The sequence below is a fragment of the Streptomyces odontotermitis genome, from assembly GCF_050510915.1.
Classification (GTDB): Bacteria; Actinomycetota; Actinomycetes; order Streptomycetales; family Streptomycetaceae; genus Streptomyces.
In genome coordinates, this window is the sequence record NZ_JBNJLS010000026.1 from 82717 (window position 1) to 107800 (window position 25084).

The 25084-nt window shown below is 69.7% G+C and carries 15 protein-coding genes and 6 pseudogenes; 10 read left to right on the plus strand and 11 right to left on the minus strand.

The annotated features are described in order from the left end of the window. Positions 1 to 92: 92 nt before the first annotated feature. The gene (locus ACQB60_RS40945; protein WP_496931178.1) at positions 93 to 254 is read right to left on the minus strand and encodes a hypothetical protein; all 162 of its coding nucleotides are present in this window, start codon (positions 252 to 254) and stop codon (positions 93 to 95) included. Between the two features lie 668 nt (positions 255 to 922). On the opposite strand from ACQB60_RS40945, the gene ACQB60_RS40950 reads away from it, so the two are divergent. The 3 genes from ACQB60_RS40950 to ACQB60_RS40960 all read left to right on the plus strand — a co-directional run bounded on the left by ACQB60_RS40950 (position 923) and on the right by ACQB60_RS40960 (position 3793). Next, positions 923 to 1186, plus strand: coding sequence for a hypothetical protein (locus tag ACQB60_RS40950; protein WP_496931179.1), 264 nt, complete (start codon positions 923 to 925; stop codon positions 1184 to 1186). Between the two features lie 962 nt (positions 1187 to 2148). Continuing rightward, positions 2149 to 3549: an SMI1/KNR4 family protein gene (locus ACQB60_RS40955; RefSeq protein ID WP_496931180.1), complete on the plus strand. Its 1401-nt coding sequence runs from the start codon at positions 2149 to 2151 to the stop codon at positions 3547 to 3549. A gap of 109 nt (positions 3550 to 3658) precedes the next feature. Then, the gene (locus tag ACQB60_RS40960) at positions 3659 to 3793 is read left to right on the plus strand and encodes a hypothetical protein (RefSeq protein ID WP_496931181.1); all 135 of its coding nucleotides are present in this window, start codon (positions 3659 to 3661) and stop codon (positions 3791 to 3793) included. 110 nt (positions 3794 to 3903) lie between these two features. Here the strand turns inward: ACQB60_RS40960 and ACQB60_RS40965 are convergent. Further along, positions 3904 to 4056 (minus strand): annotated as a pseudogene (locus ACQB60_RS40965) (epoxide hydrolase); the annotation flags it as partial. A gap of 117 nt (positions 4057 to 4173) precedes the next feature. Here ACQB60_RS40965 and ACQB60_RS40970 point away from each other — a divergent pair. Next, a pseudogene (locus ACQB60_RS40970) lies at positions 4174 to 4336 on the plus strand (transposase); the annotation flags it as partial. A gap of 191 nt (positions 4337 to 4527) precedes the next feature. On the opposite strand, the gene ACQB60_RS40975 reads toward ACQB60_RS40970, so the two are convergent. Next, positions 4528 to 5601, minus strand: a complete 1074-nt coding sequence (locus ACQB60_RS40975) for a hypothetical protein (RefSeq protein ID WP_496931182.1) — start codon at positions 5599 to 5601, stop codon at positions 4528 to 4530. A gap of 1088 nt (positions 5602 to 6689) precedes the next feature. After that, complete coding sequence (locus ACQB60_RS40980) at positions 6690 to 7625, minus strand: LysR family transcriptional regulator (protein WP_496931183.1); 936 nt, start codon at positions 7623 to 7625, stop codon at positions 6690 to 6692. A 99-nt stretch (positions 7626 to 7724) separates the two neighbouring features. On the opposite strand from ACQB60_RS40980, the gene pcaD reads away from it, so the two are divergent. Beyond that, on the plus strand, positions 7725 to 8531 hold the full coding sequence (pcaD, locus tag ACQB60_RS40985; protein ID WP_496931184.1) for a 3-oxoadipate enol-lactonase: 807 nt from the start codon (positions 7725 to 7727) through the stop codon (positions 8529 to 8531). 193 nt (positions 8532 to 8724) lie between these two features. Further along, positions 8725 to 8841, plus strand: a pseudogene (locus ACQB60_RS40990) (IS5/IS1182 family transposase); the annotation flags it as partial. A 673-nt stretch (positions 8842 to 9514) separates the two neighbouring features. On the opposite strand, the pseudogene ACQB60_RS40995 reads toward ACQB60_RS40990, so the two are convergent. Then, positions 9515 to 10689 (minus strand): annotated as a pseudogene (locus ACQB60_RS40995) (glycerophosphodiester phosphodiesterase). Positions 10690 to 11169: 480 nt separating this feature from the next. Between ACQB60_RS40995 and ACQB60_RS41000 the strand changes: the two are divergent. Then, a complete protein-coding gene (locus ACQB60_RS41000; protein ID WP_496931185.1) occupies positions 11170 to 11400 on the plus strand; it encodes a hypothetical protein in 231 nt (76 codons plus the stop codon). 9 nt (positions 11401 to 11409) lie between these two features. Here the strand turns inward: ACQB60_RS41000 and ACQB60_RS41005 are convergent, their stop codons facing one another. Together ACQB60_RS41005 and ACQB60_RS41010 are read right to left on the minus strand one after the other, a co-directional pair. Continuing rightward, the gene (locus tag ACQB60_RS41005) at positions 11410 to 11592 is read right to left on the minus strand and encodes a low molecular weight phosphatase family protein (protein WP_496931186.1); all 183 of its coding nucleotides are present in this window, start codon (positions 11590 to 11592) and stop codon (positions 11410 to 11412) included. A 35-nt stretch (positions 11593 to 11627) separates the two neighbouring features. Continuing rightward, positions 11628 to 12422, minus strand: coding sequence for an SDR family oxidoreductase (locus ACQB60_RS41010; RefSeq protein WP_496931187.1), 795 nt, complete (start codon positions 12420 to 12422; stop codon positions 11628 to 11630). A 113-nt stretch (positions 12423 to 12535) separates the two neighbouring features. Between ACQB60_RS41010 and ACQB60_RS41015 the strand changes: the two are divergent. After that, positions 12536 to 12739 (plus strand): annotated as a pseudogene (locus ACQB60_RS41015) (IS5 family transposase); the annotation flags it as partial. 15 nt (positions 12740 to 12754) lie between these two features. On the opposite strand, the gene ACQB60_RS41020 reads toward ACQB60_RS41015, so the two are convergent. Further along, positions 12755 to 13195 carry a hypothetical protein gene (locus ACQB60_RS41020; protein ID WP_496931188.1) on the minus strand — a complete coding sequence of 147 codons (441 nt, stop codon included), beginning with the start codon at positions 13193 to 13195 and terminating at the stop codon, positions 12755 to 12757. Between the two features lie 74 nt (positions 13196 to 13269). On the opposite strand from ACQB60_RS41020, the pseudogene ACQB60_RS41025 reads away from it, so the two are divergent. Beyond that, a pseudogene (locus ACQB60_RS41025) lies at positions 13270 to 13737 on the plus strand (DinB/UmuC family translesion DNA polymerase); the annotation flags it as partial. Positions 13738 to 13823: 86 nt separating this feature from the next. Here ACQB60_RS41025 and ACQB60_RS41030 read toward each other — a convergent pair. The 3 genes from ACQB60_RS41030 to ACQB60_RS41040 form a co-directional block, all read right to left on the minus strand. Next, positions 13824 to 14699 (minus strand): methyltransferase domain-containing protein, encoded by an 876-nt coding sequence (locus ACQB60_RS41030; protein ID WP_496931189.1) that lies wholly within the window; start codon positions 14697 to 14699, stop codon positions 13824 to 13826. A 106-nt stretch (positions 14700 to 14805) separates the two neighbouring features. Further along, the gene (locus ACQB60_RS41035) at positions 14806 to 15939 is read right to left on the minus strand and encodes a tryptophan dimethylallyltransferase family protein (RefSeq protein WP_496931190.1); all 1134 of its coding nucleotides are present in this window, start codon (positions 15937 to 15939) and stop codon (positions 14806 to 14808) included. Positions 15940 to 16227: 288 nt separating this feature from the next. Beyond that, positions 16228 to 17088 (minus strand): SAM-dependent methyltransferase, encoded by an 861-nt coding sequence (locus tag ACQB60_RS41040; protein ID WP_496931191.1) that lies wholly within the window; start codon positions 17086 to 17088, stop codon positions 16228 to 16230. 488 nt (positions 17089 to 17576) lie between these two features. Between ACQB60_RS41040 and ACQB60_RS41045 the strand changes: the two genes are divergently transcribed. Further along, positions 17577 to 25037, plus strand: a complete 7461-nt coding sequence (locus tag ACQB60_RS41045) for an amino acid adenylation domain-containing protein (protein ID WP_496931192.1) — start codon at positions 17577 to 17579, stop codon at positions 25035 to 25037. Positions 25038 to 25084 lie beyond the last annotated feature (47 nt).

Genomic DNA, 25084 nt, shown 5'->3' on the forward strand with positions numbered 1-25084 from the left:
CAACCGGGAAGTCCGGCTGCCGACGGCAGAGTCCCGGCGGCCATGGCCCGCTTGCACGCGACGACGCGCTGATCGAAGGCAGGTGCGGGGCACTATGGCCGAGCGGCGGCCGCAGAGATTCCGGCCGCCCGCAGCTTGCTGGCGATGAGTGCCATCTCGGGAAGGGTGCCCGAGAACTCCCCGGCCAGCACACGGCCCAGTTCCGTTTCGGCCTCGGTCAGGTCGATCCCGAGTTCAGCCCGCAGCACTCGCATGATCGCGATGCTCTTGCCCTGTGGGGAAGTTACCCGCAGTCTCGCCGCTCCGTGCTCGGAGAGCAGCTGATCGCGGAGGCCAGCCGGCAGTACCTCATCGCACACAGCCATCGTGAACCCACAGGCCGAGCAGATGACCTCCACATCCCACCGCAGGGCGACGCCCACCAGAGCCTGGACGCCGCAGCACTCCAACCGGGCAACCGCAGTCCTGGCACACCGCCGCGTACTTGATGGACTCCCACACTGCCTGCCCCATCCCCACCTCCAACAGAGCGAGGCTACCCCCGTCCCGGCAGTTCACCACCATGCCGGGAACCGGCGATGAGGCCCGGCTACGGTGGGCGGACGGACGGATCGAAACCACCGGCCGGACCGGGTGCGTTGCTGCCCGTGCTGGGCACCGACGAGCAGGTTGTCGCGTCTTTCACGTCGATCGCGGATCTCGACGCGACGTACCCGGCCGACTTCGAGCTGAGTGACGACGTCCGGCTCGCGCCCGGGGCCCGGCTGGAGCAGTTCGCGCGAGGCGCCTCGGGGGACGCGTACTGCTTCGCCGGTGAGGGTGGCGAGGAACACCCGGTGGTGTACGTGAGCCTCGACGGCGAGGCCGGGCCGCTGGCACTCGGACTGCCGGAGCTGGTGCGCTTGTGTCTCGTGGCGCCCTGGTGGCGGATGCGCATGGGCGGACGGCCACACAACTCCGGGCGGTCGCCGACGAGTACCGCACAGACTGGCCCGACCTCGACCAGCGCCGCGACCGCGCGCCCCAGGCGCTTGGTCTCGACCCGGCCCAACTGCCGTCCGAGGCCGCGGTCCTGGCCCGGCTCAATGAGCTCGCCCGTGGACCGGTCGCCGCGGACTGCGTCGTCCTCGGGTACAAGGGCGAGCCGCTGGACCCGCTGTTCGATACTGCCCCCGGCCTCTCCTGACCGTCCGCAGAGCGCACACCCGACGCCGGGCTCCCTCTCCATGCCAGGCCCCATCCAAGCCGCACCCCGATTCATCGAGATCACTCCGTCGCCGACAGGCTTCACCAGCAGCTTCTGAGCCCCAGACCACAGGAACGCCTGTGACGTCTCCGCGCTCTTCTGCGTAGTCAGCATGGACCGGAAGGTCCTGGCCACCCCAGCCGTTGGCCAGTCTCTGCGGCCCATGGTGCGGTAGCACACCGCCAGTTGACGCCCTCAAGACGCCTTCATTGCTATAGGTCGAGACTCCAGCACCTCAGCCCCGTCGCACGTACCACATTGGGTCGTCTGGAGCCGGGCGGCCAGAGAGGCGCTGTAACCGCTCCCCGGCATACGAGAGCCGTTGGCGGGCGACGGCGACGGCGACGGCGACGGCGACGGCGACGAAATCACGTTGCGCCGATTCGACCCGAGAACCCAAGGTCAACCAGCTCTCGCTGGGAGTCGGACCACGGTCTACTGCGATGAAGGCACGCCAGAACTGCTCATCGAGAGCATGAACTGCTTTCACGACATCCCTGTCTACCGCCTGTCCCCTGGCGACCGCGTGGCAGAGATCGGCAGCGGCACTGGACTCGGATCTGGATTCACCAAGGCGTCAGCGCCCCCGCCCCGACCCTTCGCCCCATGACCACCTCACTCGCGGTCAGGGCGGCCTTGCTCGTCCATGCTCCGTCGAACACCGGGGTTCCGCATGGAGCGGGGATCGGCCGTCCGTCTCCTCCAGCGACTGCACCACCGCTGCGGCGTTCGGTGCGCGGAAGTCGTCGGCCAGAACACCCATCGCTCTTCTCCCGGGCTCCATGTCTCGGGCGATAGCAGATCAGGCGGAGCGGCAGTGTCAGTGGTCGGTCCTAGGATCGCGTCGCACGCAGTGATCAGGAATGCTGCCGGCCAACCAACCGACCGAGCGGAGAGCACCGTTGTCCTCAATACATGACTTCGCGACCTGGGAGCCGCTGCTGCGGCTGGTGCGGGATTCCCACGCGGAGCAGCTTGTCGCGCCGGGTGGTTGCTTCACGGGCCAGATCAGTCTCGGCAGTTGGACCCTGCCCGCGCAACAGCCGCGCCCAGTGTCAGGGCGAGCCCTGCAAGTGGCAGACATGCAGGACCAGTTCACCGCCGTGGAACGGGTCCAGGCCGCCCTCAGGACCGACGGTGTGAGCGGCGTTTCGTACATGGTCGAGACGGCGCCGGACGGGAAGACCGTGCTCCACGTCATCGATGCGGGGCCCGCCGTGGAGCATGGCGTCACAAGCCCTTTCGTGGGCGCCCTGCTCCTGGTCGAGGGCGCCGTTCCCGAGCCCTGGCGGCGCCTGCCCGAGGATTTCCCGGGGGCGGCGCCGGCGCCGTCGGCGGACCCGGCGCTGCTGGAGCGGACCCTTCACGAGCGGCTCCCCGACACCATCGGTGCCACCGAGGAGGAGATAGCCGCAGCGGAGGCGCGCCTCGGTGTCACGCTGCCCGACGAGCTCAAGGCCCTCTACCGCGTCACCCGTGCGCGGTGGCAGGACTGGAGCGGCGACTACGCGGCGCAGGAACGCGTCAGCGAAGCGGTCGGCTGTGAGCTCTTCCCCCTGGACGGGCTCTACATCGCGGATGCCCGTTCCCGTCCCTGCCCTTGGCAGTCCGCCGCCAAGGACGCGGTCGTCACCGCACCGGACGCCGCCGTGCAGGGCCTCGTCGGCTCGCCCGGCTGGATCGTCTTCGGCGACAACGGCGGCGGCGACCGGCTGGCCCTCGACCTGACACCGGGCCCAGGCGGACACGCCGGGCAGGTCATCGTGATCGACCACGAGCGGAGCATCGGGGCCGCACTGCGCGCCGGCTCCCTTACCGACATGGTGGTCAACCACCGCGACGACTGGCACTCGGACGATGACTGGGACCGTCCGCCGGTGGTGGCTCAGGTGAGCACCCACAGCCCGGGCGGCATGGTGGCCGCTGCCCGGCCCGAGCTGGAGGTGCTCCGGATCGGTGGTCGCAAGGGCGAGCCGGTCGGCCTCGCCCCGGTCGCCGGCCTCCCCCGCCTGCGGACGCTAACCGCTTCCCCGGGCACGCTGGCCGATCCTCTGGAGATCGCCGGGCTGAGAGGGCTGGAGTACCTGAGCCTCGGCCCCGAGGAGTGGCGCGTCCTGCTCAACGCGGGCGCCGTCCCCCGGAGCCTGTCGGCTGCCGCCATCGATGTGAAGGGCGAACAGCACCCGTTGCCGGTCCTCGACCTCGCCAACGAGCTCCTCGCCCTGTGGGACCGCCCCCTGATCACCCGGACCGTCCTCGAAGGCGACCTTGACATCGACCGGGCGGCCGAGGGCACCCAGTGAGCAACGGCGCAGTGGAGGAGAGTGGAGGAGATGTGGGCACCGCTGCCCACGTACAGGGTCGAGACCGTCAAAACCCTCGGCGGCTGGACCGCCCAATAGCCACCTCCGCGTGCACGATCCGCGCCATCGGCAGGACCTGGTCGACCACAGCGAGCGCCGCACGGCCGCGACACCGCTGGACGGCACTGCGCGCGTCGGCCAGGAGACACTCCCGCTCATCGGCGGCCGCAGCCTTGCGGTGTAGGGCCGCTGTCCGAGGCAAGTGCTCGGTCAGGAAGCTCGTCAACTGCCGGTCGGCCCAGGCCCGCGCGACAGCGCGGCGGCCGAGGTGGAAGGCGGCCAGGCCGCGTGCCATCCCCTGTTTTCCGGCGACCGCCATCGGACGATCTGTCGGCATCGCCTCTGCGCGCAAGGGCGCGGACGCGTCTCGACGTCGCGGGGATGCATGGTGAGCGCTGACGGGCCGTCGGCCCGAAGTTCGGGATCGAGTGAGTTGTGGCATTCGTAGCAAGGAACGGGCCGCCGCGATCGCCAGCAGAAGGCACGCTTCCATGCGAACCAGCGCACGAAGCCCAGATCAGCGGGGTGATCGCTAGCTCGGCACAGCCACGTCGCCCCCCCACCCGCGCGGTCGACGTTCTTGCGTTCTTCGACCACCCCGGTGCCAGCAACGGCCCCGGCCGAAGCGATCAACGGGCCCCTCGAATACCTCCGCGTCTCCACCCGAGGCTTCCGGAACCTCACCAACCACGTCGCCCGGAGCTGGATGGAAACCGGTGGACTCAGGGCCCCATCCACACCCTCACATGCGAGGAGCCGTCGCATGCCTCGATGGGATGACGAGGGACAGGAAACTTACCGACGGGCATTGCTGCCCCTCATCGACATACTCAGGCATGGATTGCTCGGGCCGCATGAACCGGCGCGGCACCCACAAGAGCACCGCGCCAGAACGATGGGCACTCAACAACCTCTGTATCAGCCGGTGTTCGTCGAGACCTTTCCCTGGGAGAGTTTCCATTCGCGATGCAGGGCGCCCAGGGGGATGCTCTTGCGGAAGAGCGGGGTGCCGAAGACGGTCAGCTGGGCATTGAGCGAGCCGGACAGGTCCAGCCCACCGTACGCCTTCCACTCGGCCGAGGCAGAGGCGCGGCCATCGGTCCCCGCAGTGGCGGAGGCATGCGCCTCGCCGCGCAGATACGGGGCGATGTCGGCGCTCACGCCGGCCATGCCGTAGAGCCCGACGCTCGCCTCGGCGCCGAGTGTGGCCTTCGTCCTGCCCGCGGCCGCCACGGTGGCCCGTACCGGGGTAGAGGTCATGTCGGACCGGCTGACCGAGGTCCAGCCCTTGGACCACGAGTAGCTGCCACCGACGCGGAAGTCCCCCTTGAGGTCCTGGCGGATGTCCACGCTGATCCGGCCGTCGGCCTCCACCGCGAGGTAGCAGGTCAGGTCGAGGTTGACGACGACCGGGACCGGGCCGACCTGGATCACCGGGTCGGCGTGCAGCTTGGCGAACGGCATCCGCAGCGGCTTTCCGGGCTCGGTGGCTGCTGCCGCCTGCCCCTTCAGCTCCCACTGCGAGGACCAGTCACCGGACAGCCCGATATACGCCCCGCCGGGCACGCCATCGGTGTTCGCACTCCCCTCGCCGCTACCACTGCCGTCGTACGAAAAGTCGATGTCCGGGGCGAGTTGAACAAACCCGGAGGCCGAGGCCGCGGCGGAGGCCGGTGCGTCCTTCGCGGTGGCGACCGAGGTCGCGACATCAAGACGCAGACTGCCCAGCGGCAGCTTGGCGCCGTGCGGTCCCACCCGCGGCCGGCCGCGCTTCGCCCAGGACAGTCGTACGCCCTTGACCAGCGGCTCAACCGTCATCTCGGACGGGTCCACGCGCACCTTGCCGTTGGCCTTGTCCGCCCCCAGCACCGAGTTCAGCGTGGCCGGGGCCATCTTGACCTCGGTGCCGTCCTCGCCCTTCTTCCCCAACACCTGGGTGACCTTGGCGAGTACGCCGTCGGGTTCACCCGGAGCAGGCGCACTCGCGATCACGTCGCCCACTGCAACAGCGGAGTTCTTGGCGGGCGTTGCGAGCGGCGGACTGGACAAAGTCGGATCCGAACGAGGCGTTGTCGAAGGTGCCGAAGGCTTTGAGGAAGCCGAAGGCGGGGTTGCCGGGGACTTCGTTGCTGGAGGTGTGGCCACCGCCCCGGTGATCACCGCACGTCCGCTCTTACGGTCGTACGAGGCCACCCGTAGCGACGACTTGTGCGTCCGGCGGCCGCCGTCGCCCGGTCGGACCACGGCAGTCGGCGCGCCTGCGGCGGGAGCCGCCCTGACGGAAAGCCGCCGCGGGGCACCATCGGGCCTGCTCGCACTGCCACCGGACGCCGCACCGGATCCATCGCCGGCCCCGCTTCCCGTTCCGTCCTCCATACCGTCACCGGCACTGCCGGCATCGGCCCGGGCGGGCGCCCGCACTCCGCCGCTCGGCCCGGTGCCGGGGGCGTCGCTCGCCGAACACCCCGTGGCGAGCAGGGACATCAGGGATATGCCGCTCAGTGCGGGTAAGAGGACGTGCTTGCTTGTCTTGCGCAAAGTTGGACCCTTGAGGATGTGCTCGGGCTGCGTCGCAGGAGACATGTAGGCCCTGCGGAACGCGTCACCACGGCAACGAGACGGAGCGCGATGGCTCGCGCGTACTGATCGCCGTGATCATGCCATGCGCACCCGGTGATCTGCGCCTGTCGTCCGGATCCTGGCGGATTCGACTCCGCAGACCGTACGGCCTCACATGGGCGAGTTGACCGGACCGGTCAGGCTCCAGGCCGCGACGGTCGCCTGGATGTCGATGGCTTGATACGCCCCATAGCGGGGGGGGGGTGTTCCGCGGCGATGCTCCAGCAGATGGCCGCCTCGTGACTCGGGCGAGCAGAACGACCGTGGGGTCCGGGCCGATGCGCAAGGCGTTCGTCAACGGAGTCACACTCCTCACCTCCGTACGCGGGCGGGTGCTGGCGCGGGGTGAGTTGGACACCGGGGGTAGCTACGCTTCGCTCCCGCATCACCGTATCCGTGGGGTGTGCCGGCCCTGATGGTTTTGGCGGATCTCCGCATGCACTGTCCGGTCTCAGAGGTCGTCAAGTCCGATTCTTCTTGGTGGGTACCCGGCCCAGCGTCGGCCGCAGGACCGGTGCATCGCGGGCCAAGAAGTCCCACAGCTGGTCGGCGACCGGCCCGTGCGGCCGGTCGCGCCGGCGAGCTGCCGAGAGTTCCTCGACCACACCGGGAAAGTGCCGTCCGGCGATGGAAAGCAGGCGTCCGTCACGCAACTCGGTCTCGATCAGGAACCGCGGCACGTGTCCCCACGCCATGCCGTGCAAGATCAGTTCCTTCTTCATGAGGTGGTCCGGAACGGAGCTACGGGGCGCGCCTTCGACCAGGAAATGGCCTTGTTCGGACGGCTGCCGCGCCGAATCCCGCACTATGCATTGAGTGAAGGGCTGCATCCGCTGCGGTGTGATGTCGGTCTCCGCGGGGAAGGGCAGGAAACCGGGCGCCACGACGGGCACCAGCGCGACGCGGCCGAGGTCGATCCACTCCATCCGCACGTCGCTTTTGGGGACGCGGTGCACGATGAGGTCGGCTTCGTCCTCCAGCAGCCGCTCCCAGGGGCCGGTGACCGTCTCGAACTGCAGGTGCAGTCGTGTCTGCGGGCGCTGTGCGAAGAAGCGGCTGAGCATCTCCAACACCGGTGGAAGTGGGCAGAGGTCCCCGAGCACCACGCGCAGTTCGGCCTCTTCGCCCATCGCCAACTGCGCGGCGTAGGTCTGCAGTTCCTCGGCCTCATGCAGCAGGAAGCGCACCTTGCGGTGGAAGGCGTGCCCCGCCTCGGTGAGCTGGACCCGATAGCCCGAGCGATCCAGCAGGTCCAGGCCCAGCTGGCGCTCCAGCTTGGCGACTGCCGCGAACACAGAAGGGTGCGAGCGGTGCAGCCGCTCGGCGGCGGCCTGGAAGCCGCCGTCGAGCACAACCGCGTTGAAGCACTGCAACTCGTGGAGCGTGAAGTTCGACATTATCCAGAAAACCTACAGGGTTCGTTTGATCTTTGTAATAGATCTCTGCAGGTGGCCTTCATAGGCTGAGCGCATAGCCGCTAGATCACTGGAGCTGACATGACCTCTCAGACCCGCACTGCCATCACCACCGGCGATGGCGTCCGCATCGCCTACCGCTTCGACGGTGACGAGAACAAGCCGGTGCTGCTGCTCTCGAATTCCATCGGTACCGACCTCCACATGTGGGATGGCCAGGTGCCGGCTCTGACCGAGCACTTCCGGCTGCTGCGCTACGACGCGCGCGGCCACGGCGCCTCCGATGTCCCGAGCGGCCCGTATTCCCTGGACCGGCTGGGACGCGACGTGGTGGAGCTGCTGGATGCCCTGGGCCTGCGGCGGGTGCACGTGCTGGGCCTGTCTCTGGGCGGAATCGTCGCGCAGTGGTTGGGGATCCATGTTCCGGAGCGCGTCGACCGCCTGGTGCTCTCCAACACTGCCGCGTACCTCGGCCCGGCCAACCAGTGGGATCGGCCGATCGCCGAACTGCTGGAAGCCCCCGACATGCAGGTCACCGCGGAGAGGTTCCTGCACAACTGGTTCCCGGCCCGAATGCTGCGAGGCGACGATGAGATCGTCGAGGGCTTCCGCCGCACCTTGCTCACCACGCGGCGCGAGGGCGTGGCCGGGAGCTGGGCCGCGGTGCGCGACTACGACCTGCGCCGCACGGCCGCGCTCATCCACAACCCGACACTGGTCATCGCGGGTGAGCACGACACCGTCACGTCCGCCGACCACGGCAAGGAGCTCGCCGCGACCATCCCCGGCGCGCGGTTCGCCCTCCTGCCCACGGTGCACATGGCGAACGTCGAACGGCAGGCGGAGTTCCTGGACTCCGTGGTGGCCTTCCTCGCAGAACAGCCTTGACAGCTACTGCGTCGTGCCTGGACAACCCCTTTCCGCTGTCCCGGCCAACAGGCCCCGAGTGGATGTCTACACAGGTCAGCCCTTATGAGAGCTTTTCATCCGTGTCATGTCTTGAGGTGTAGAGGCGGGTGAGCGGCTATCGAGCCTCCAGAAGCCGCGAACTCGTCGGTGCAGCCCGTGATCACGCTGCGGCGTGAGCCAGCCGAAGCCGTACCCCGGCGACCTGTCCGACACCCGGTGGGCCTTGATCGAGCCGACGTTGACGGCCTGGCGGAAAGCCCGGCTCGGCCGCAGGCCCACCGCCAGCCCCGAGGCCATGATCCACGTCGTGTCCATCGACAACCTCGCCAAGCGCATAACCGACAAGACCATTCCAACCTGGCGAGGAACCCACCAGCGCATAAGTGGAAATCTACCTAGACCAAACGACCTCGCAGTGAAGGTGGCCAGTCGGGCGTTCAACATGGCGAACCGGCGGGCTGATGCCTCCCACCGCGGTGCATCATCACAACGGTCAAGACGTTCGAGCTGGGGGAAGAGTGTTTGAAGAGGGAAGGAGCCGGGACCTGAGTGCTGGTGAGCTCGTCCGGATGCGCGGCTGTCTCGTGAACGAGCAGCGGCGCGTCAGGCAGGCGGTGGTCTTCATGGTCATCAACGTGACGCTCGCGTAGCTGTGCGGGGGGGCCGTCACGCTGTCGTCGCAATCTCTCGCGGTGCGGTGCGGTGCGGTGCGTGCTGACCGTGAGCATCACGGTCCTCAGAGTCAACATCGTGGTGTCGGCCCGGCGCTATCGCACGGCGCGTGCGTGCCACACGCCCGACAAGTAGCACGCGAACTACCTGGAGAACAATGCCAAGAGCGCACTCTTACGGGGCATACGAGGCAAGCGAAACGGACCGGCGCCGAGCTCCCTGTGTCATTCCCAACTCGCGTGCGTACGCGGGCGGGTGGGAGCCGGGTGCCGGTCCGGAGCGCAGGCGGGTCAGTGCCGACGAAACTCCTCGGCGGCCAGCAGTGCGGTGTCCGGGTTGTCGGAGAACAGGCCGTCGATGCCGGTTGCGAAGAGCGCCTTGAAGTACGCGAGCGAGTTGCCGTAGCCGCCCGGGGCCTTGCCGACCCGGAAGTCCAGCGGCAGGAAGCTGTTCTCGTTCCGCACGGTGTACGGGGTGAGGAACAGTCCCGCGGCGTGTGCGTCGCGTACGAGGGTGGTGGGCTTGCCGAGTTTGCCCTTGTCGTCCTCCGCGATGATCTGCGGCAGCCAGGGCCCGATGCCCTGCGCGAAGCCGGCGATCCACTTGAGCCCCTCGGGCTTGAGGAGGTCGGCGGTGGTACGTGGGTCACCGGACTCGACGAAGTCGGCGGGCTTGACGGACGGCTCGTCAAGCAGGACGGCCTTCGGGCACTTCACGCCCAGTTCGCTGAGCCGCTTGAGGCTGCTGGGCTCGAAGGACTGCAGGAGGTTGGGAGCCTGCGCGGTGTGCCGGCCGTAGCGGCGCAGCAGCTTGGCGAGCGGTTCCTCGATGCCCAGGCCCAGCTTGCGGAAGTAGGTGGGGTGCTTGGTCTCTGGGTAGATCCATACGGGGCGGCCGCGGCGGCGTCCCTCGCTCTCGGCCCACTGGAGGACTTCCTCGAAGGTGGGCACCTCCCAGCGCCCGTTGTACAGGGTGTTGTGCTGGCGGACGTCGGGGATGCGCTCCTTGGCGCGCAGGGTCTTCAGTTCGGCGAGCGTGAAGTCCTCGGTGAACCAGCCGGTGATCTTCGCGCCGTCCACGGTCTTGGTCGTCTTGCGGCCGGTGAACTCGTGGTGGTCGGCGACGTCGGTGGTGGCAGAGATGTCGGGCTCGTGCCGGCAGACCAGGTGCCCGTCCCTGGTGGGGACCAGGTCACCGGCCTCGATGACGTCCGCACCCATGTCGAGGGCCAGCTGGTAGGAGCCGAAGGTGTGCTCCGGGCGGTAGCCGCTGGCGCCGCGGTGGCCGATGACGAACGGTACGGGCAGCTTCGCGGGGGCCCGGCGGGCTTCCGCCGGGCCCCCCGGTCCGTCGCCCCCGCTCCAGCCGCGTTCGCCTGTCCCGCTCCGGCCAATACCGTCGCTCCGGCACCCAGGGCCGCAGCTCCCAGTACCGTCCGTCGCCCCGGCTCGTTCCGCTTGTCCATGCCCGCGCTCCTTGCTCTGTGCCGGGCCCTGCACCACCCGATGGAAATCCGGGCATTTCAGGGTTATCCGGTGTATCAACGTGCTCCGGGAGGCCGCTTCACACGTATCCCGGAAACGCCTTGATCGTAAGCACGGACGGGTATGTCGGAGAGACTCAGGTGGGCTACCGCGGGGAACACGGACGTAACGCGCGTCACCTCTGCGTATTGGCGGCCGCCAGACAGGAACGATGCGCGGCGGCGATTGGATCAAGTAGCTCGACCAGATCGGCACGCGAGGGGAGCTGACGAACTACTCGCCGGGCGCGGTGGGTGGACGAGGTCCCCCTACCTCAGCGGGGACCTCGTCCAGCAGAGCCTCCGCGGGAGCGGCGCGCGGAGGGTCCTTGGTAATGCGCGGGATTCTCCAGCTATGGACAAACGACCATGAGTTCACTGACCTGGACGTGACCTTAGAGGTCCAGATCAAATACCTCATCGATGCTGATGAACCGGCGCATACCGGTTTTCGGGTCGACGCTGAACAGCACACTCCCGTCTTCTGCACCGGTGATCGACGACGTGACCCCGGCGCGGCTGCAGGCGGCCGTGCAGCGCCTGCTTTCGGATCCTGGCCAGCGTGCGGCGATGGCCGAGCAGGCCCGCCGGTACGGGCGACCGGACGCCACCGAGCGGCTGGTCGGTGTCGTCCTCGAGGCGGCACGGCGGTAGCCGGTCGAGCTAGCGCAGGTGCCGGGCGGCGCCCGCTTCGATGATCTCGGCGCAGGCGGTGAAGGCGGCCTGGTCGCCGCCGTAGGGGTCGGGCACGTCCTGGTCGACGAGGTAGAGGGCGACCTTGCGGGCGGTGAACGCATCGACCTGGGCGTGGAGTCCGACCATGAGCGGCCGGTCCATGACCAGCACGAGGTCGGCCCCTTCACAAACAGGCCATAGGCGGCCTACGCGGTAGTGGCGATGCCGCCGTCGACGGGGATCACGGCACCTGTTAGATATGCGCCTGCCCGGCTGGCGAGGAACACGGCGACACCCGCCATGTCGTCGTCGCGGCCGATCCGGCGTAGTGGGGCCGACGCCGCGATCGCCTCACCGAACTCATCGAGGGTTGCAGCCATCATCGTCGACGGGAACGGTCCCGGCGCCACGGCGTTCACGGTGACGTGCTGCGGTCCTAGTTCCTTGGCGAGCACTCTGGTGAGTTGATGCAGTGCGGCCTTGCTGCTGGAGTACGAGTAGTTGGGCCGCTGGGGGATGTGGATGGCAGCGATGCTGCCGATGTTGATGACCCGCGCGGGATCGTCGGCGGTGCCCGCCCTGCGAAGTGCGGGCAGCAGCGCCTGGACCAGCCAGAACGGCGACTTCAGGTTGAGGTCGACGACCGTGTCCCAGGCCGCGTCTGGGAACGTCGCCAGCGGCTCGTCCCACATGGCGCCCGCGTTGTTGACGAGGATGTCGATACGCTCCGAGTCGGCGGTGACGAGGTCGGACAGTCGCCGGCACTCCTCGTGGCGGGACAGGTCGGCGGGGATGGCCCGCACCTCACCAAATTCGGACAGCCGTTCCTGCGCCTGAGCGCACGCTTCTGCGTTGCGTGAGCTGATGACCACGCGGGCGCCCGCCTGGAGAAGGCCACGCGCGATCATCATTCCGATGCCACGGGTGCCACCGGTGACGAGCGCGCGCTTTCCACGCAGATCGAAAAGCTCTGCATGCGTCGTGAATGGGTTGTCTGCCACTTGCCGCCTTTCCAGTTGGTCGTGCGGGATGCTGCGTCGACGCGTTGGGGGTTCGGTTCAGCTGCCACAACGCTATGGCCCTGGAGTGCACTCCAAGCAAGCGGATCAGAGTCCCGACGGATCGCGTCCGCGGCCGCCTCGAGCGCGGATCGCGAGGCGGACGGCCACCCAAGTTCGGCAAGGACGACTACAAGCAGCGGCACGCGGTCGAGTGCGGGATCAACCGCCTCTAGCATCACCGGGCTGCGGCCACGAGGTATGACAAGCTCGCGGTCCGCTACGAGGCGACCGTGCTGGTCGCGATCCTCAACGAGTGACTGTGCCCAGCACTTTCACAACAGACCCTTGGAGATCCTGCCGGTGGCGTAGCCGAGGGCTGTCTCGATCAAGCGTGGGATGCGCTGCGGGACCGGGTGCAGGTTCTGGCGCACGATCGTGACCGGTGCGACCTGACGGACCTGTCTATCGGGTCCCATCACCTCGATGACCGGTTCCCAACCGGCAGGCAGCGACGCGTCTTCCCGTGCTCGCAGGATTCCGCCCAGCTTGTCCATCAGGACGACGGACACGAACGCCGTCAGGTCCGTGTGCAGGCCGATCCAGTCCTCGGTCTCCATCTCGTCCAGCGGCAAGCGCGCCACGAAGTCGTCCAGCACCTCGACCGCGGTCAGCGGATCCGAGTCGAAGGCGACCACATCCCCACCCAGGTTCTCGACCAGCCCACGGATGGCCGGACGCATCCCGCTCGCCCACGACTCGATGTCAATGTCCACGCCGCGAGTCTGGCACTTCCCTCATCCGGTGAGCATCGCCAGGCGGAGGTGCACCGTGCGCGCGGCGCTGTGACGAGCAGCACGAACACCGCCGCGCGCCGCTCGTCCTCACCGAACAGCTCGGGCTGCGCCTGCGCACCAACTCCGAGGTGTGCCGCGCACTGACCCTGACCGTCCGCTACGCCGACACCTCGCCCACGACCCGCTCCCGCACCCTGCCCGAGGCCACCGGCCACTCCCCCGCCCTGGCCCGCACCACCCTCGACCTCTACACCGCCCTCCACCTGGAGCACGCCCGCGTACGACACCTGCCCCTGCGCGCCGATCAGCTCATGGCGCAAGACCACGGCGACGGAGCCCGCAGTGCAGCGCGGACTGTTCACCTCATGCGCGAGCGCGGCCAGTTGCTCGCGGGTGGCGCTGACCGGGATGTCGCCGGCCTCCGCATACATGACGGCCGCCGCGCAGGACACGGTCCGGTTGGAGCGCTCCAGGATGGGGCTGAGGTGCGGGTTGTCGGTCATGCGACGCGCCCTGGCTGACGCGGTGGCCGATTCGTCGAGAAGCCCCGGCAGCGCGCACCTGCCGGGGCTTCCCGCGTCACCGAATGCCTCGCCTCACTTCGGCATCACTTGCGGAGCAACAGCAGGAAGAAGCGGATCTTCTCGCGGATGAACGCCCGAACGGGCGGCAGGGCCGCGCCCATCTGTGCGGCGTACTCGGGCCCGAACCGGCTGTCCATCTCCTCGCGCCGGTCATGAAAGCCAAGCTCCACCATGTCCATGCTCAGGGCGAGGTTGGCCGTCAGGTCCTTGAGTTCAAGGGTGTGGAAGCCCGCGTCCTCGACCAGAGCGAAGAACTCCGGCATGCGCAGGGGGAGATTGCTGGCGAGGACCTGATCGTAGAGGGCGGCATCGGCCTCGGTCGGATCGGCGACGAGCACGGCCTCCAGGACCAGGAACTCACCACCGGGCTGGAGCACGCGCCATGCCTCTTTCAGGGCCTTGGCCCGGTCCATGTGCCCGATGCTCTCCACAGCCCAGGCGCCGTCGAACGACGCGTCGTCATACGGGAGTTGAGTGGCATCGGCGAGCTCGAAGGTCAGCCCTTCGCGGCCGGCCGCGAGCCGGTTGGCGCGGTCGATCTGCTCCTTGCTCACGGAGATGCCCGTGACGTGCGCCCCGGTCCGTTCCGCCAACTGGGCGGCCGGGCGGCCCGGGCCGCAGCCGATGTCCAGGAAGCGCTGTCCAGGCCGGAGGTGGAGGAGACCGATCAGGTAGTCCGTGTACCGGTCCTGCGCCTCGGACGACAGGGTGACCAGATCCAGGCCGGCCGGGTGCGGCGCGTCCGGGGGCACCCAGAGCCCGCAGTGCAGGCTTTCGCCGAGGGTCTGGTGCCAGACGTCACCGAACTCGTCGTACCAGGCACCGACTTCCTCGGGGGCGATCGGATCGGCTTGCTGGGTGATCGGTCCGGCGCTGGTGTGGGGGCTCTCTTGCGACACATGTCCTCCTGACGGGAAAACGGCGCGGCGGCACAGCAGTGAAGGCTGCGCCTGGGGATACCTGCGGTTCGGCGTGCGGTGGTGCGGGACCTGCCGGTCACCGCCGTCAGGCCGGGCGGTACGTGCCCGGGGCGAGGTAGACGGCGAAGCGCGGGGCCAAACCACCGCGGTAGGAGAGGAAGTTCTGGGTCACCGACTCCGTCAGCGGGCCGTCCGCCAGGGCGTGGAGGGCAGCCGTGTACGGCGCCGGGTCCACGTTCTCCTCGCGCATGAAGGCCGCCACGCGGTCGTGCGCGGACGCGTCGTCGCTGTGACCGGGGATGAGCGGCACATAGAGCGTGGCACTCGGGGCGTCCTGTGCGGAGCTGAAGCCCCAGCAGGTGACGGGGGGCTTCGGCCATCCGGACTCGCGGTGTCCGGTGACGCCTTCAAGAGCACGGGCGAAGGAACCGGGTACGTGATCACGCGCGACGGCCGACTGGGCATCGATGGCGTCGGCACTCACACCGGTGTGCGCGAGGTAGACCTTGCAGCGCGCCTCTTGGCTGTCGGACAGGTCCAGGGCCAGGGCGGCAGGCTCGTGCGCGATGCCGTGGACGCCGCCCAGGTGGTCGGCGAGGGCGCGCCAGGGGCGTTCCATGCCCAGCCGGACCATGGCCTCCTCCGTGCGGGCAACAGCGTGTTCGCGGCCGACGACGGCGGGGTTGAGATAGATCTTGTAGAGCGGGTGTCCGCCCCGCCAGGCAACCCCGTGGGAGAGCGAGAAGTATCCGCGCGGGTCCCGGTCGGTGAAGAGGTCCTCGACGGCGAGATAGCGCTCGATCGAGACTCCCGGCCGGCCGGCCAGGCTTCGGGTGAATGCCCTGCCGTCCTCCTGGCGGGCCAGGGATGTACCCGGGTGGCTCGGGGTTTCCAGCGAAAGGCGCAGCTCGCTCTGGCCGTCGGCCCAGGCGAACGACACTTCGAAAGGCATGCCGTCGATGGCGACCCAGCACGCGCGCTCGGGCGGCTGCCCCGCGGGGAGTTCACCCCAGTCCCCCAACAGCTCGCGGACCAGGGCGAGTCGAGACCGCCGTTCGCTCTCGCCCGCACCGAGCACCTCGCTCCCGCGCCGGATCTTGTCGCAAGCGATGTCGGCGTAGCTGTCGGTCGGTTGGTACCTCCGGGACTCGAAGCGCACGGGCCGTCCCACCATCTCGGCGGCGACTCCCGTGTCCGGTGTGAGAGCAGCGGCTTCCATTGACTCTCCCTGCACAACTGGGAACACGTAACGGGCGCAAACGATCGGATCGTCTCATCCGGTGATCGCGAACATCTGCCATCCGGAGAGATCGATTCGCCTATGGAGCGCTAAGTGCTGCTATTTAAGCCAATGTTCGATATCACCCGAAACGCCACTACGCAGGGCAAGTGGATCTGGCGGCACATGACCGCACTCCGTCGCCAGTCGTGCGCACACGGTCGCACCTGCGCTTACCCGGGGTCTTACCGGTCTGTGTGAGGTCGGTCCGAGAACGGCCTGAAGATCTCACTCGGGAAGTTTGCGTACCGGTTTCGATGCGACGGCCAGCGCGTATCCGATGCCCCGTGTCGCGGCGAACTGCTCCACGACGGCCCTGGCCCGCCCGAGCGCTTCGCTCACCGCGTCGGCCTCCGCGGCCTTGGGGACCACGGCGTCGGAGAGCCCGGCGAGGACGCACTCGAGGGTCCTGCGGACGCTGTGGTCGGAGACGTCGAGGAGCTCGTCCAGTACGAGCCCGCTGTCGGCGACCAGGCTGGGATAGTCGTCCAGCGGGGCGATCGAGGCGATGCCGGCCATCTGGAGGTACGCCGCGAGGCCGGCCTCCTCGGCCTCGGTGACCGGGGTTCGCTGCACCAGGTTCGCGATGACCAGGCGGCCGCCCGGTCGCAGGATCGCAGCGAGTTGCCTCAGCACGCGCCGCGGATCGGGCATGTGCAGCAGCGACTCGAACAGCCACACCGCGTCGAAGGCCCCGGGGGCGAAACGGAGGTCGTCCGCGTCGCCGTGTTCGAACTTCACCTGGCCGTCCAGCTGTTCGGCCTCGGCCGCCAGGTTCGCGAGCCGGACCTGTTCGCGGCTGATGGTGATGCCGACGACTTCCACACCCGTGGACCGGGCGAGCCGGAGGGCCGGGCGGCCGGTACCGCAGCCGACGTCGAGGACCCGTCCGCCCCTGCGCACCGCGAGCTTGTCGATCATGAGGTCGGTCATGCGCCGGGACGCCTCGGCCATGGAGCCGGTGTCGGCGTGGCTGTCCCAGTATCCGTAGTGCAGGCTGCCGCCCATGAGGGCGCTCAGCAACTCGGTTCCCTGGTCGTAGAGTTCTCCGACCGCTTCGGCTGTGACTCCGCGCCTGTCGGCAGTCATGGTCCTGACCTCCCCTTCAGTAACTCACCGGTGGCGTCAGCCGCGTCCCCCTGCGCCGTGCCGCCGCAAACGAGCGCGATCTTCCCGGTACGGCGCGGAGCATGCCGGATCCTTGCCCGACATTTCCCACGAACCGCCCCTCGGAACTGCATTCCGGCCAATCTCCCGGCCGCAAATCCGACGGGGCACCTCACGACTACGTCCTGTGGTCCGATGGCGCGGCCGGGGCCCGCGCCCCAGCGGTACCGCTCCCGGAAGCGACCGCACCTGCGGATTGACCACAAAGCGGCACACGACCGATCAGCCGATTGCAAGAACGGCCGAATTGGCCACCGCCCCGGTCCGCATCGCCACGTTCTGCGACATGATCGCTACGCATCGTTCGATGACGCATTCACCAGACGACTGAGTGCGCCCTTCCTCCTGTGCGGCCGACCGGCATGTCGGCACCGCCGCGCTTCGGGAAGCCGGCGCAGAGGAGTTGACGCGTGTCCGCACAGCACCACTCCCTCCCGGATGCCTTCGCGCGGCAGGCTGAACTGTCTCCCGACGCGACCGCACTGATCTGCGGGGCCCACGAGGACACGGCCCTGACGTACCGGGAACTCGACACCCGTTCCGACCACTTGGCCCGGCGCCTTGCCGCGGAGGGGGCGGGCCCTGGTTCTACCGTGGCGGTCCTGATGGAACGCTCGGCCGAGCTCGTGGTATCGCTGCTCGCCGTCGTCAAATCCGGTGCCTGCTATGTGCCGTTGGACGCACGGCAGCCCGCTTCGCGGCTGCGGTCGATGGTCGAGCAGACCGGGTCCCGGCTGGTCCTGACGGACGGGCCGCACACCCGGGCCGAGTTCGGCGCCGCCGGGCCGCGGGTCCTGCCGGTGCCGCTCGGCACACCGGACGGGCACGAGGGCCCCGCATCCCCCGGCGTCCCCGCCGAACCGCGGCAGCTCGCCTACGTGATGTTCACCTCCGGCTCCACCGGTACGCCCAAGGGTGTGGCCGTAACCCACGAGAACGTCGTGGGCCTGGCCCGGGACCAGGCATGGCACAGCGGCGCCCACGAGCGGGTCCTGCTGCACTCGCCGCACGCCTTCGACGCGTCCACCTACGAACTGTGGGTGCCGCTGCTGTGCGGCGGGACGGTCGTGGTCGCGCCGCCGGGTGACCTGGACGCCCGCGGCATCGCCTCGGCGGTCGCGGATGCGGGGGTCACCGGGTTGTGGGTGACCGCCGGGCTGTTCTCCGTGCTTGCGGAGGAGGACCCGCAGTGCTTCCGCGGCGCGCGCGAAGTGTGGACCGGCGGGGACTCGGTCTCGCCCGCGGCCGTCCGGCGGGTGCTGCGGGCCTGCCCCGGCACGGCGGTCGTCAACGGCTACGGGCCCACGGAGACGACGACGTTCGCCACCTGCCACCGAGTCGCCGGCACCGATGGCCCGGGCACCGTGGTCCCCATCGGCGCCGCCATGTCGGGCATGCGCACCGAGGTCCTCGACGGGCAGTTGCGCCCGGTGCCGCCGGGCGAGGTCGGGGAGCTCTACGTCGGCGGCTCGGGCCTGGCCCGTGGCTACTGGAACCGCCCCGACCTGACCGCCGAGCGATTTGTCGCCGACCCGCTGGGAGAGCCCGGCGCCCGGCTCTTCCGCACCGGTGACCTGGTGCGCGGCGGGCCGGACGGTCTCCTTGAGTTCGTGGGCCGCAGTGACGACCAGGTGAAGATCCGCGGTTTCCGCGTAGAGCCCGGCGAGGTGGAGGCCGTGCTCTCGGAGCACCCGGGCGTCGCCCAGGCCGCGGTCGTGACCAGGCAGGACCGGCCCGGGAGCAAACGGCTCGTCGGCTACGTGGTGCCCGCCGACGAGGCCGGGTCCGGGCAGAGCACCGCGCACGCGGACTCCGTGAGCGAGTGGCAGGGGATCTACGACTCGCTCTACAGCGATGTCGCCCGGGCCCGCTTCGGCGAGGACTTCTCCGGCTGGCGCAGCAGTTACGACGGACAGCCCATTCCGGCGGAGCAGATGCGGGAGTGGCGCGACACGACCGTGGAGCGGATCCGCGAACTGAACCCGCGTCGCGTCCTGGAGATAGGCGTGGGCACCGGCCTGCTGATGTCCCGCCTTGCCCCGCAGTGTGACGCCTACTGGGGAACGGACCTGTCCGGCCAGGTCATCGAGGCGCTGACGGGACTGGTGCGCCGGGACGCCTCGCTCGCGGGCCGGATCGAGCTGCGTGCCCGTGCGGCCGACGACATCAGTGGCCTGCCCGCCGACTTCTTCGACACCGTCGTCATCAATTCCGTCACCCAGTACTTCCCCGACGCCCACTACCTCACGGACGTCCTGGCCAAGGCCGTCGAACTGCTCGTCCCCGGTGGGTCCGTCTTCGTCGGGGACGTACGGAATCTGCGCTTCCTTCGCGCCTTCCACACCGATGTCCAGCTGCGCCGCCCGGACCTGCCGTCGAGCCCCGGCGCACTCCGCGCGGCCGTCGAGCACGGCATGGTCCGGGACAAGGAGCTCCTGGTCGACCCGGCGTTCTTCACCGAACTGGCGGGTGCCGTCCCCGGCATTGGCGGCAGCGAGGTGCGGGTGAAGCGGGGACGGTACGTCAACGAGCTGACCCGCTATCGCTACGACACCGTCCTGCGGAAGGCCGGACACGAAGCGGCTCCCGAGCCGCCTGTGGAAGAGCTGCGGTGGGGCCAGGACGTCCCGGACCTGGAATCGCTGGCCGGGCGCCTCGACGCCGGACGGCCCGTCGACATCCGCCTCACCGGCGTACCCGACCACCGGATGGCACCCGTCGCCGCGGCGCTGCGGGCCCTCGACGGTGTGGGCGGCACGGACCGGATCCACCCGCTGAGCGGTCAGGACGACGCCGAGACCCTCGTACTGGAGCAACTGAACCAATGTGCCGCCCAGTTGGGGCTTAGGGCGTCCGCCACCTGGTCCGTCACCATCGATGACGCCCTGGACGTCCTGCTGACCCGCCGCCCGCCCGGCGCCGCCGCCCCCGCACCGGCAGGTACGGCGCTCACCTCGCTGGCCAACGCCCCCGCGACCGTGCGCGACACCGGCGTCCTGGTCTCCTCGGTCCGCGCCTTCCTGCGCGAGCGGTTACCCGAGTACCTGGTCCCGGCCGCCACGGTCGTCCTTGAGACCCTGCCCCTGACGCCGCACGGCAAGGTGGACCGGCGCCGGCTTCCGGAGCCCGACATCCGCGCCGCCGAGGACGGGCGGCCGCCCCGCAACCCTCTCGAAGAGCTGCTGTGCGGGCTGTTCGCCGACATCCTCGGCGTGTCCAGGGTCACCATCGACGACAGCTTCTTCGCGCTCGGCGGGCACTCCCTGTCGGCCACCCGCCTCAGCTCCCGGCTGCGGTCGGCGCTCGGCCTGGAGCTGCCGGTGGGCAGCGTCTTCGAGTCGCCGACCGTCGCCGGTCTGGCCGAGGCCGTGCGCCAGGCGTCGGCAGGCGATCGGCCCCCGCTCCAGCCCATGGAACGCCCGGATCAGATACCGCTGTCCTTCGCGCAGCGCCGCCTGTGGTTCCTCGACCGGCTCCAGGGGCCGAGCGCGACCTACAACGTCCCCCTCGTCCTTGACCTGAAGGGCGAGCTGGACCGGACAGCCCTCGAAGCCGCGCTCGGCGATGTCCTGGAGCGCCACGAGAGCCTGCGGACCGTCTTTCCCGAAGCGGCCGGTGTGCCCCGACAGCTCGTCCTGGACGGCGCGGACGCACGACCGCCGCTGGACATCAGCACGGTGGCGCCCGCGGAACTCGACGCGGCGGTGGCCGCAGCGGTGCGCCGGCCGTTCGACCTGGCGAGCGAAGTCCCGGTCAGGGCGCACCTGTTCACCACGGCCCCGGACCGCCACGTCCTGGCGCTGACCATCCATCACATCGCCTGCGACGGATGGTCCCTCGCACCGCTGTGGCAGGACCTCGCCACGGCCTACGCCGCACGCCGTTCCGGTGAAGCCCCCGACACGAAGCCCCTGCCGGTCCAGTACACGGACTACACCCTGTGGCAGCGGCAGCTCCTGGGCGACGAGGACGACCCCGGCAGTCCGGCCGCCCGCCAGATCGCCTACTGGACCGGTGCCCTGGCCGGGCTGCCCGAGTGCGCCGAACTCCCCCTGGACCGGCCCCGCCCGCAGTCCGCATCGCACCGCGGCGACACCCTGCACTTCACCGTGGACGCCGATCTGCACCGGCGGCTCGTGGACCTGGCAGGGCGGTACGGTGCGAGCCCGTTCATGGTGGTGCACGCCACCCTCGCCACCTTGCTGACCAAACTGGGCGCGGGCCACGACATCGCGATCGGTACCCCGGTCGCGGGCCGCACGGACCAGGCCCTGGACGGTCTTGTGGGGTTCTTCGTCAACACCCTGGTGCTGCGCACCGACACCTCGGGGAACCCCGCCTTCCGAGATCTGCTCGCCCGGGTGCGGGAGACCGACCTCGCCGCGTACGCCCATCAGGACATGCCGTTCGAGCGCCTCGTGGACGCCCTCGCCCCGGCTCGCGGGACGGCCCACCACCCCCTGTTCCAGGTGATGCTCGCCCTCCAGAATGCTCCACAGGGTGCGCCGGAGCTGCCGGGCCTGGCCGTCGGGGAGCGCGCGGTGAGCACCGGTGCCTGCCGGTTCGACCTGTCGCTGAGCCTGCGGGAGTCCTGGGGCGCCGACCAGCGCCCGCAGGGCATGGACGGGGTGGCGGAGTACAGCACCGACCTGTTCGACCGGGGCAGCGTCGAGCGTCTCGTCCAACGGTTCCTGCGTTTCCTCGACGCGATCACCGTCGACCCCGAGCAGCGCATCGGTGCGCTCGACGCGGTCCTCGCCGACGAGCGGGAAAGGCTTCTTGTGCAGGGCCGCGACACCGTGCGGGACATACCGCGACTGCCCCTGCCCGATCTGTTCGAGGCGCAGGTAGAGCGGGCGCCGGAGGCGACGGCGCTGCTCTTCGACGACGGAGTGGGAACCGCACGAAAGTTGACGTACCGTCAGCTGAATGCCCGGGCGAACCGGCTCGCCCGGTATCTCGTCGGCTGCGGCATCGGCCCCGAGCAGTACGTGGCCATCGCGCTGCCCCGCACGGTCGACTCGGTGATCGCCATCCTCGCCGTACTGAAGGCGGGAGGCGCGTATCTGCCGCTGGACGTGAACTACCCCGCGCCGCGGCTCCGGTTCATGCTCGAGGACGTCCGTCCGGCGCTGCTCCTCACCGACTCCGGCACCTCGCTCCCCCTGCCGGATGTTCCCGGCACCCCCGGCATGCGCCGAGTCGTCCTGGACCGGGCCGAAACCCGGCACGCCCTCGGCCTGTGCCGGGAGACGGACGTGGCCGACGGCGAGCGGGTACGCCAGCTGACGGACACGAGTCCCGCATACGCCATCTACACCTCCGGGTCCACCGGCCGCCCCAAGGGCGTCGTGGTGACCCACTCCGGTTTCTCCGGTGTCGTCGAGGCGCAGCTGCGGCGGTTCGGGGTGACGGCGTCAAGCCGGATCCTCCAGTTCGCATCGCACAGCTTCGACGGGGCCGTGTGGGAACTGTGCGGCGGACTCCTCACCGGCGCCACGCTGGTGCTGGCACCGGCGGAACTCACCGCGCCCGGACCCGGGTTGGCCGCCCTGGTCGAGCGGCTCGGCGTCACCCACGCGACGCTGCCCCCGGCCGCGCTGACCGTGATGGAGCCCGCTCAGCTGTCCTCCCTGTCCTCGCTGATCGTCTCGGGTGAGGCGTCGTCCGGGGAGACGGTCCGGCGCTGGTCGGCCGGACGCCGGTTCATCAACGGCTACGGACCGACCGAGACCACCGTGTGCGCCACGCTCAGCTCCCCGCTCTCCGGCGGCGGTACGCCTCCGATCGGCAGGCCCACCGTGGGCGCGAGCACCTACGTCCTCGACCGCGACCTGTGTCTCGTGCCGCCCGGGATCCCCGGCGAGCTGCACATCTCCGGGGCCGGACTCGCCCGCGGCTATCTGCACCGGCCCGGGCTGACGGCCGACCGGTTCGTGGCGGACCCGTTCGGCGCCCCAGGCTCGCGAATGTACCGCACGGGCGACATCGTGCGCTGGAACAGCGACGGGGAACTGGAGTACATGGGCCGCGCCGACGGGCAGGTCAAAATACGCGGGTTCCGGATCGAGCCGGGCGAGGTCGAGGCCGCCCTGAGCACCCACCCGGACGTGGCGCAGGCCGTGGTCGTCCCACGCAAGGACAGCCGCGGTGCCACCCGCCTCGCCGGATACGCCGTTCCCGCCACTCACTCGGCGAACCTGAACAGCCTTGAGCTGCGCTCCCATCTGGCCGGTCTGCTGCCCGACTACATGGTCCCGGCGTCGGTGACGGTCCTCGACGTGCTGCCGGTCGCGGCAACGGGCAAGGTGGACCGGGCCGCGCTCCCGGCGCCGGACTTCGCGACGCTGTCGGCGGGCCGGGCGCCGCGCAATCCGCGCGAGCGCATCCTGTGCGAGCTGTACGCCGAGGTCCTGGATGTCCCGCAGGTCACCATCGACGACAACTTCTTCGACCTGGGCGGGCACTCCCTGCTCGTGACCCGGGTGATCAGCGGGATCCGCCGCCGCCTCGGAGCGGAACTGCCCGTCCGTACCCTCTTCGAACGGCAGTCGGTGGCCGCGCTCCTTGAGGCCGTCGACCGGGTGAGCACATCGACGGACCCGGCCGCGGCGGACGCGTCCGCGTCCGGTCCGGCCCCGGCCGACCTCGCGGCGGCGGCCGTGCTCGACCCGCGGATCACCGTCGGGCCCCGCCGCGAGGGTACGTCCGGCCAGGCATGGGACCACGAGAACATCCTGCTGACGGGGGCGACGGGCTTCCTCGGCGCCTTCCTCCTGCGCGAACTCCTCGACCGCACGAGTGCCGACATCCACTGTCTGGTCCGCGCGGACGACACCGAACAGGCGGCCGCGCGCATCCGACGGAGCCTGGTGGAGTACGGGCTGTGGAACGAGTTCACCCGCAACCGGATCGTGCCCGTGCCGGGCGATCTGGAAAAGCCCCTGCTCGGCCTCTCCCCGGAGCGGTTCGACGCGCTGGCGGCCCTGACTGACGTCATCTATCACAATGGCGCGCGGGTCAACGCGCTCGAACCGTACGCCCGGTTGAGGGCGGCCAACGTGTCCGGCACCCAGGAGGTCCTTCGCCTCGCGGCCCGCGCGGTCCCGGTGCCGGTCCACCACGTCTCGACGGCCGCGGTCTCCGTGAGCACCGACGAGAACGTCGAGGGCCTCGCCCCCGTGCCCGAGGCCCACCGGGTGCGCCCGGAGTCCCTCATACAGAACGGCTACACGGCCAGCAAATGGGCGGCGGAGCAGCTCGTGTGGGAAGCGGGCGAGCGCGGGCTTCCGGTGAGCGTGTACCGGTTCGGCCGGGTGAGCGGACACACCGTCAGTGGGGCCGGTTCCCACAAGGACGTGCTCTGGCAGCTCGTGCGGGCCATGCTCGTCATCGGGGCCGCGCCGCGCCCGGCCGATCAGGACGACCCGCCGCCCGTGGTCGACCTGATCCCCGTGGATCACGCCGCGGCCGCCCTCGTCCATCTCTCGCGCCGCCCCGGCAGCCTCGGTCTGGCGCACCATCTCACGTGCCCCGAACCCGTCCCCTTCGACACGGTCCTCGGCCATCTGCGGTCGTACGGCTATCACTTGGACACCATGGGCCTCGACGACTGGACCCGGGCTCTGCGCCGGCAGGCGGACGCCGAGGCGGACCGGTCGGCAGGCGCGGGACCCCTTGACGCGGCCGTGCTGCTCACCGACACGCTGCCCGCGCTGTCCCGCCTGGGCCAGGTCCGTCTCGACCGGACCAACACCCTGACCGGCCTTGCGGATTCAGGGCCCGCGTTCCCGGCCCTGGACGGCGCGCTCATCCGGACCTACGCCGACTACTTCGTCGCGTCCGGCTTCTTCCCGCCACCCGCTCGCTGAGCGGCACACCCACGCAGCTGAACACCCCACCCACGGAAAGGCACGCA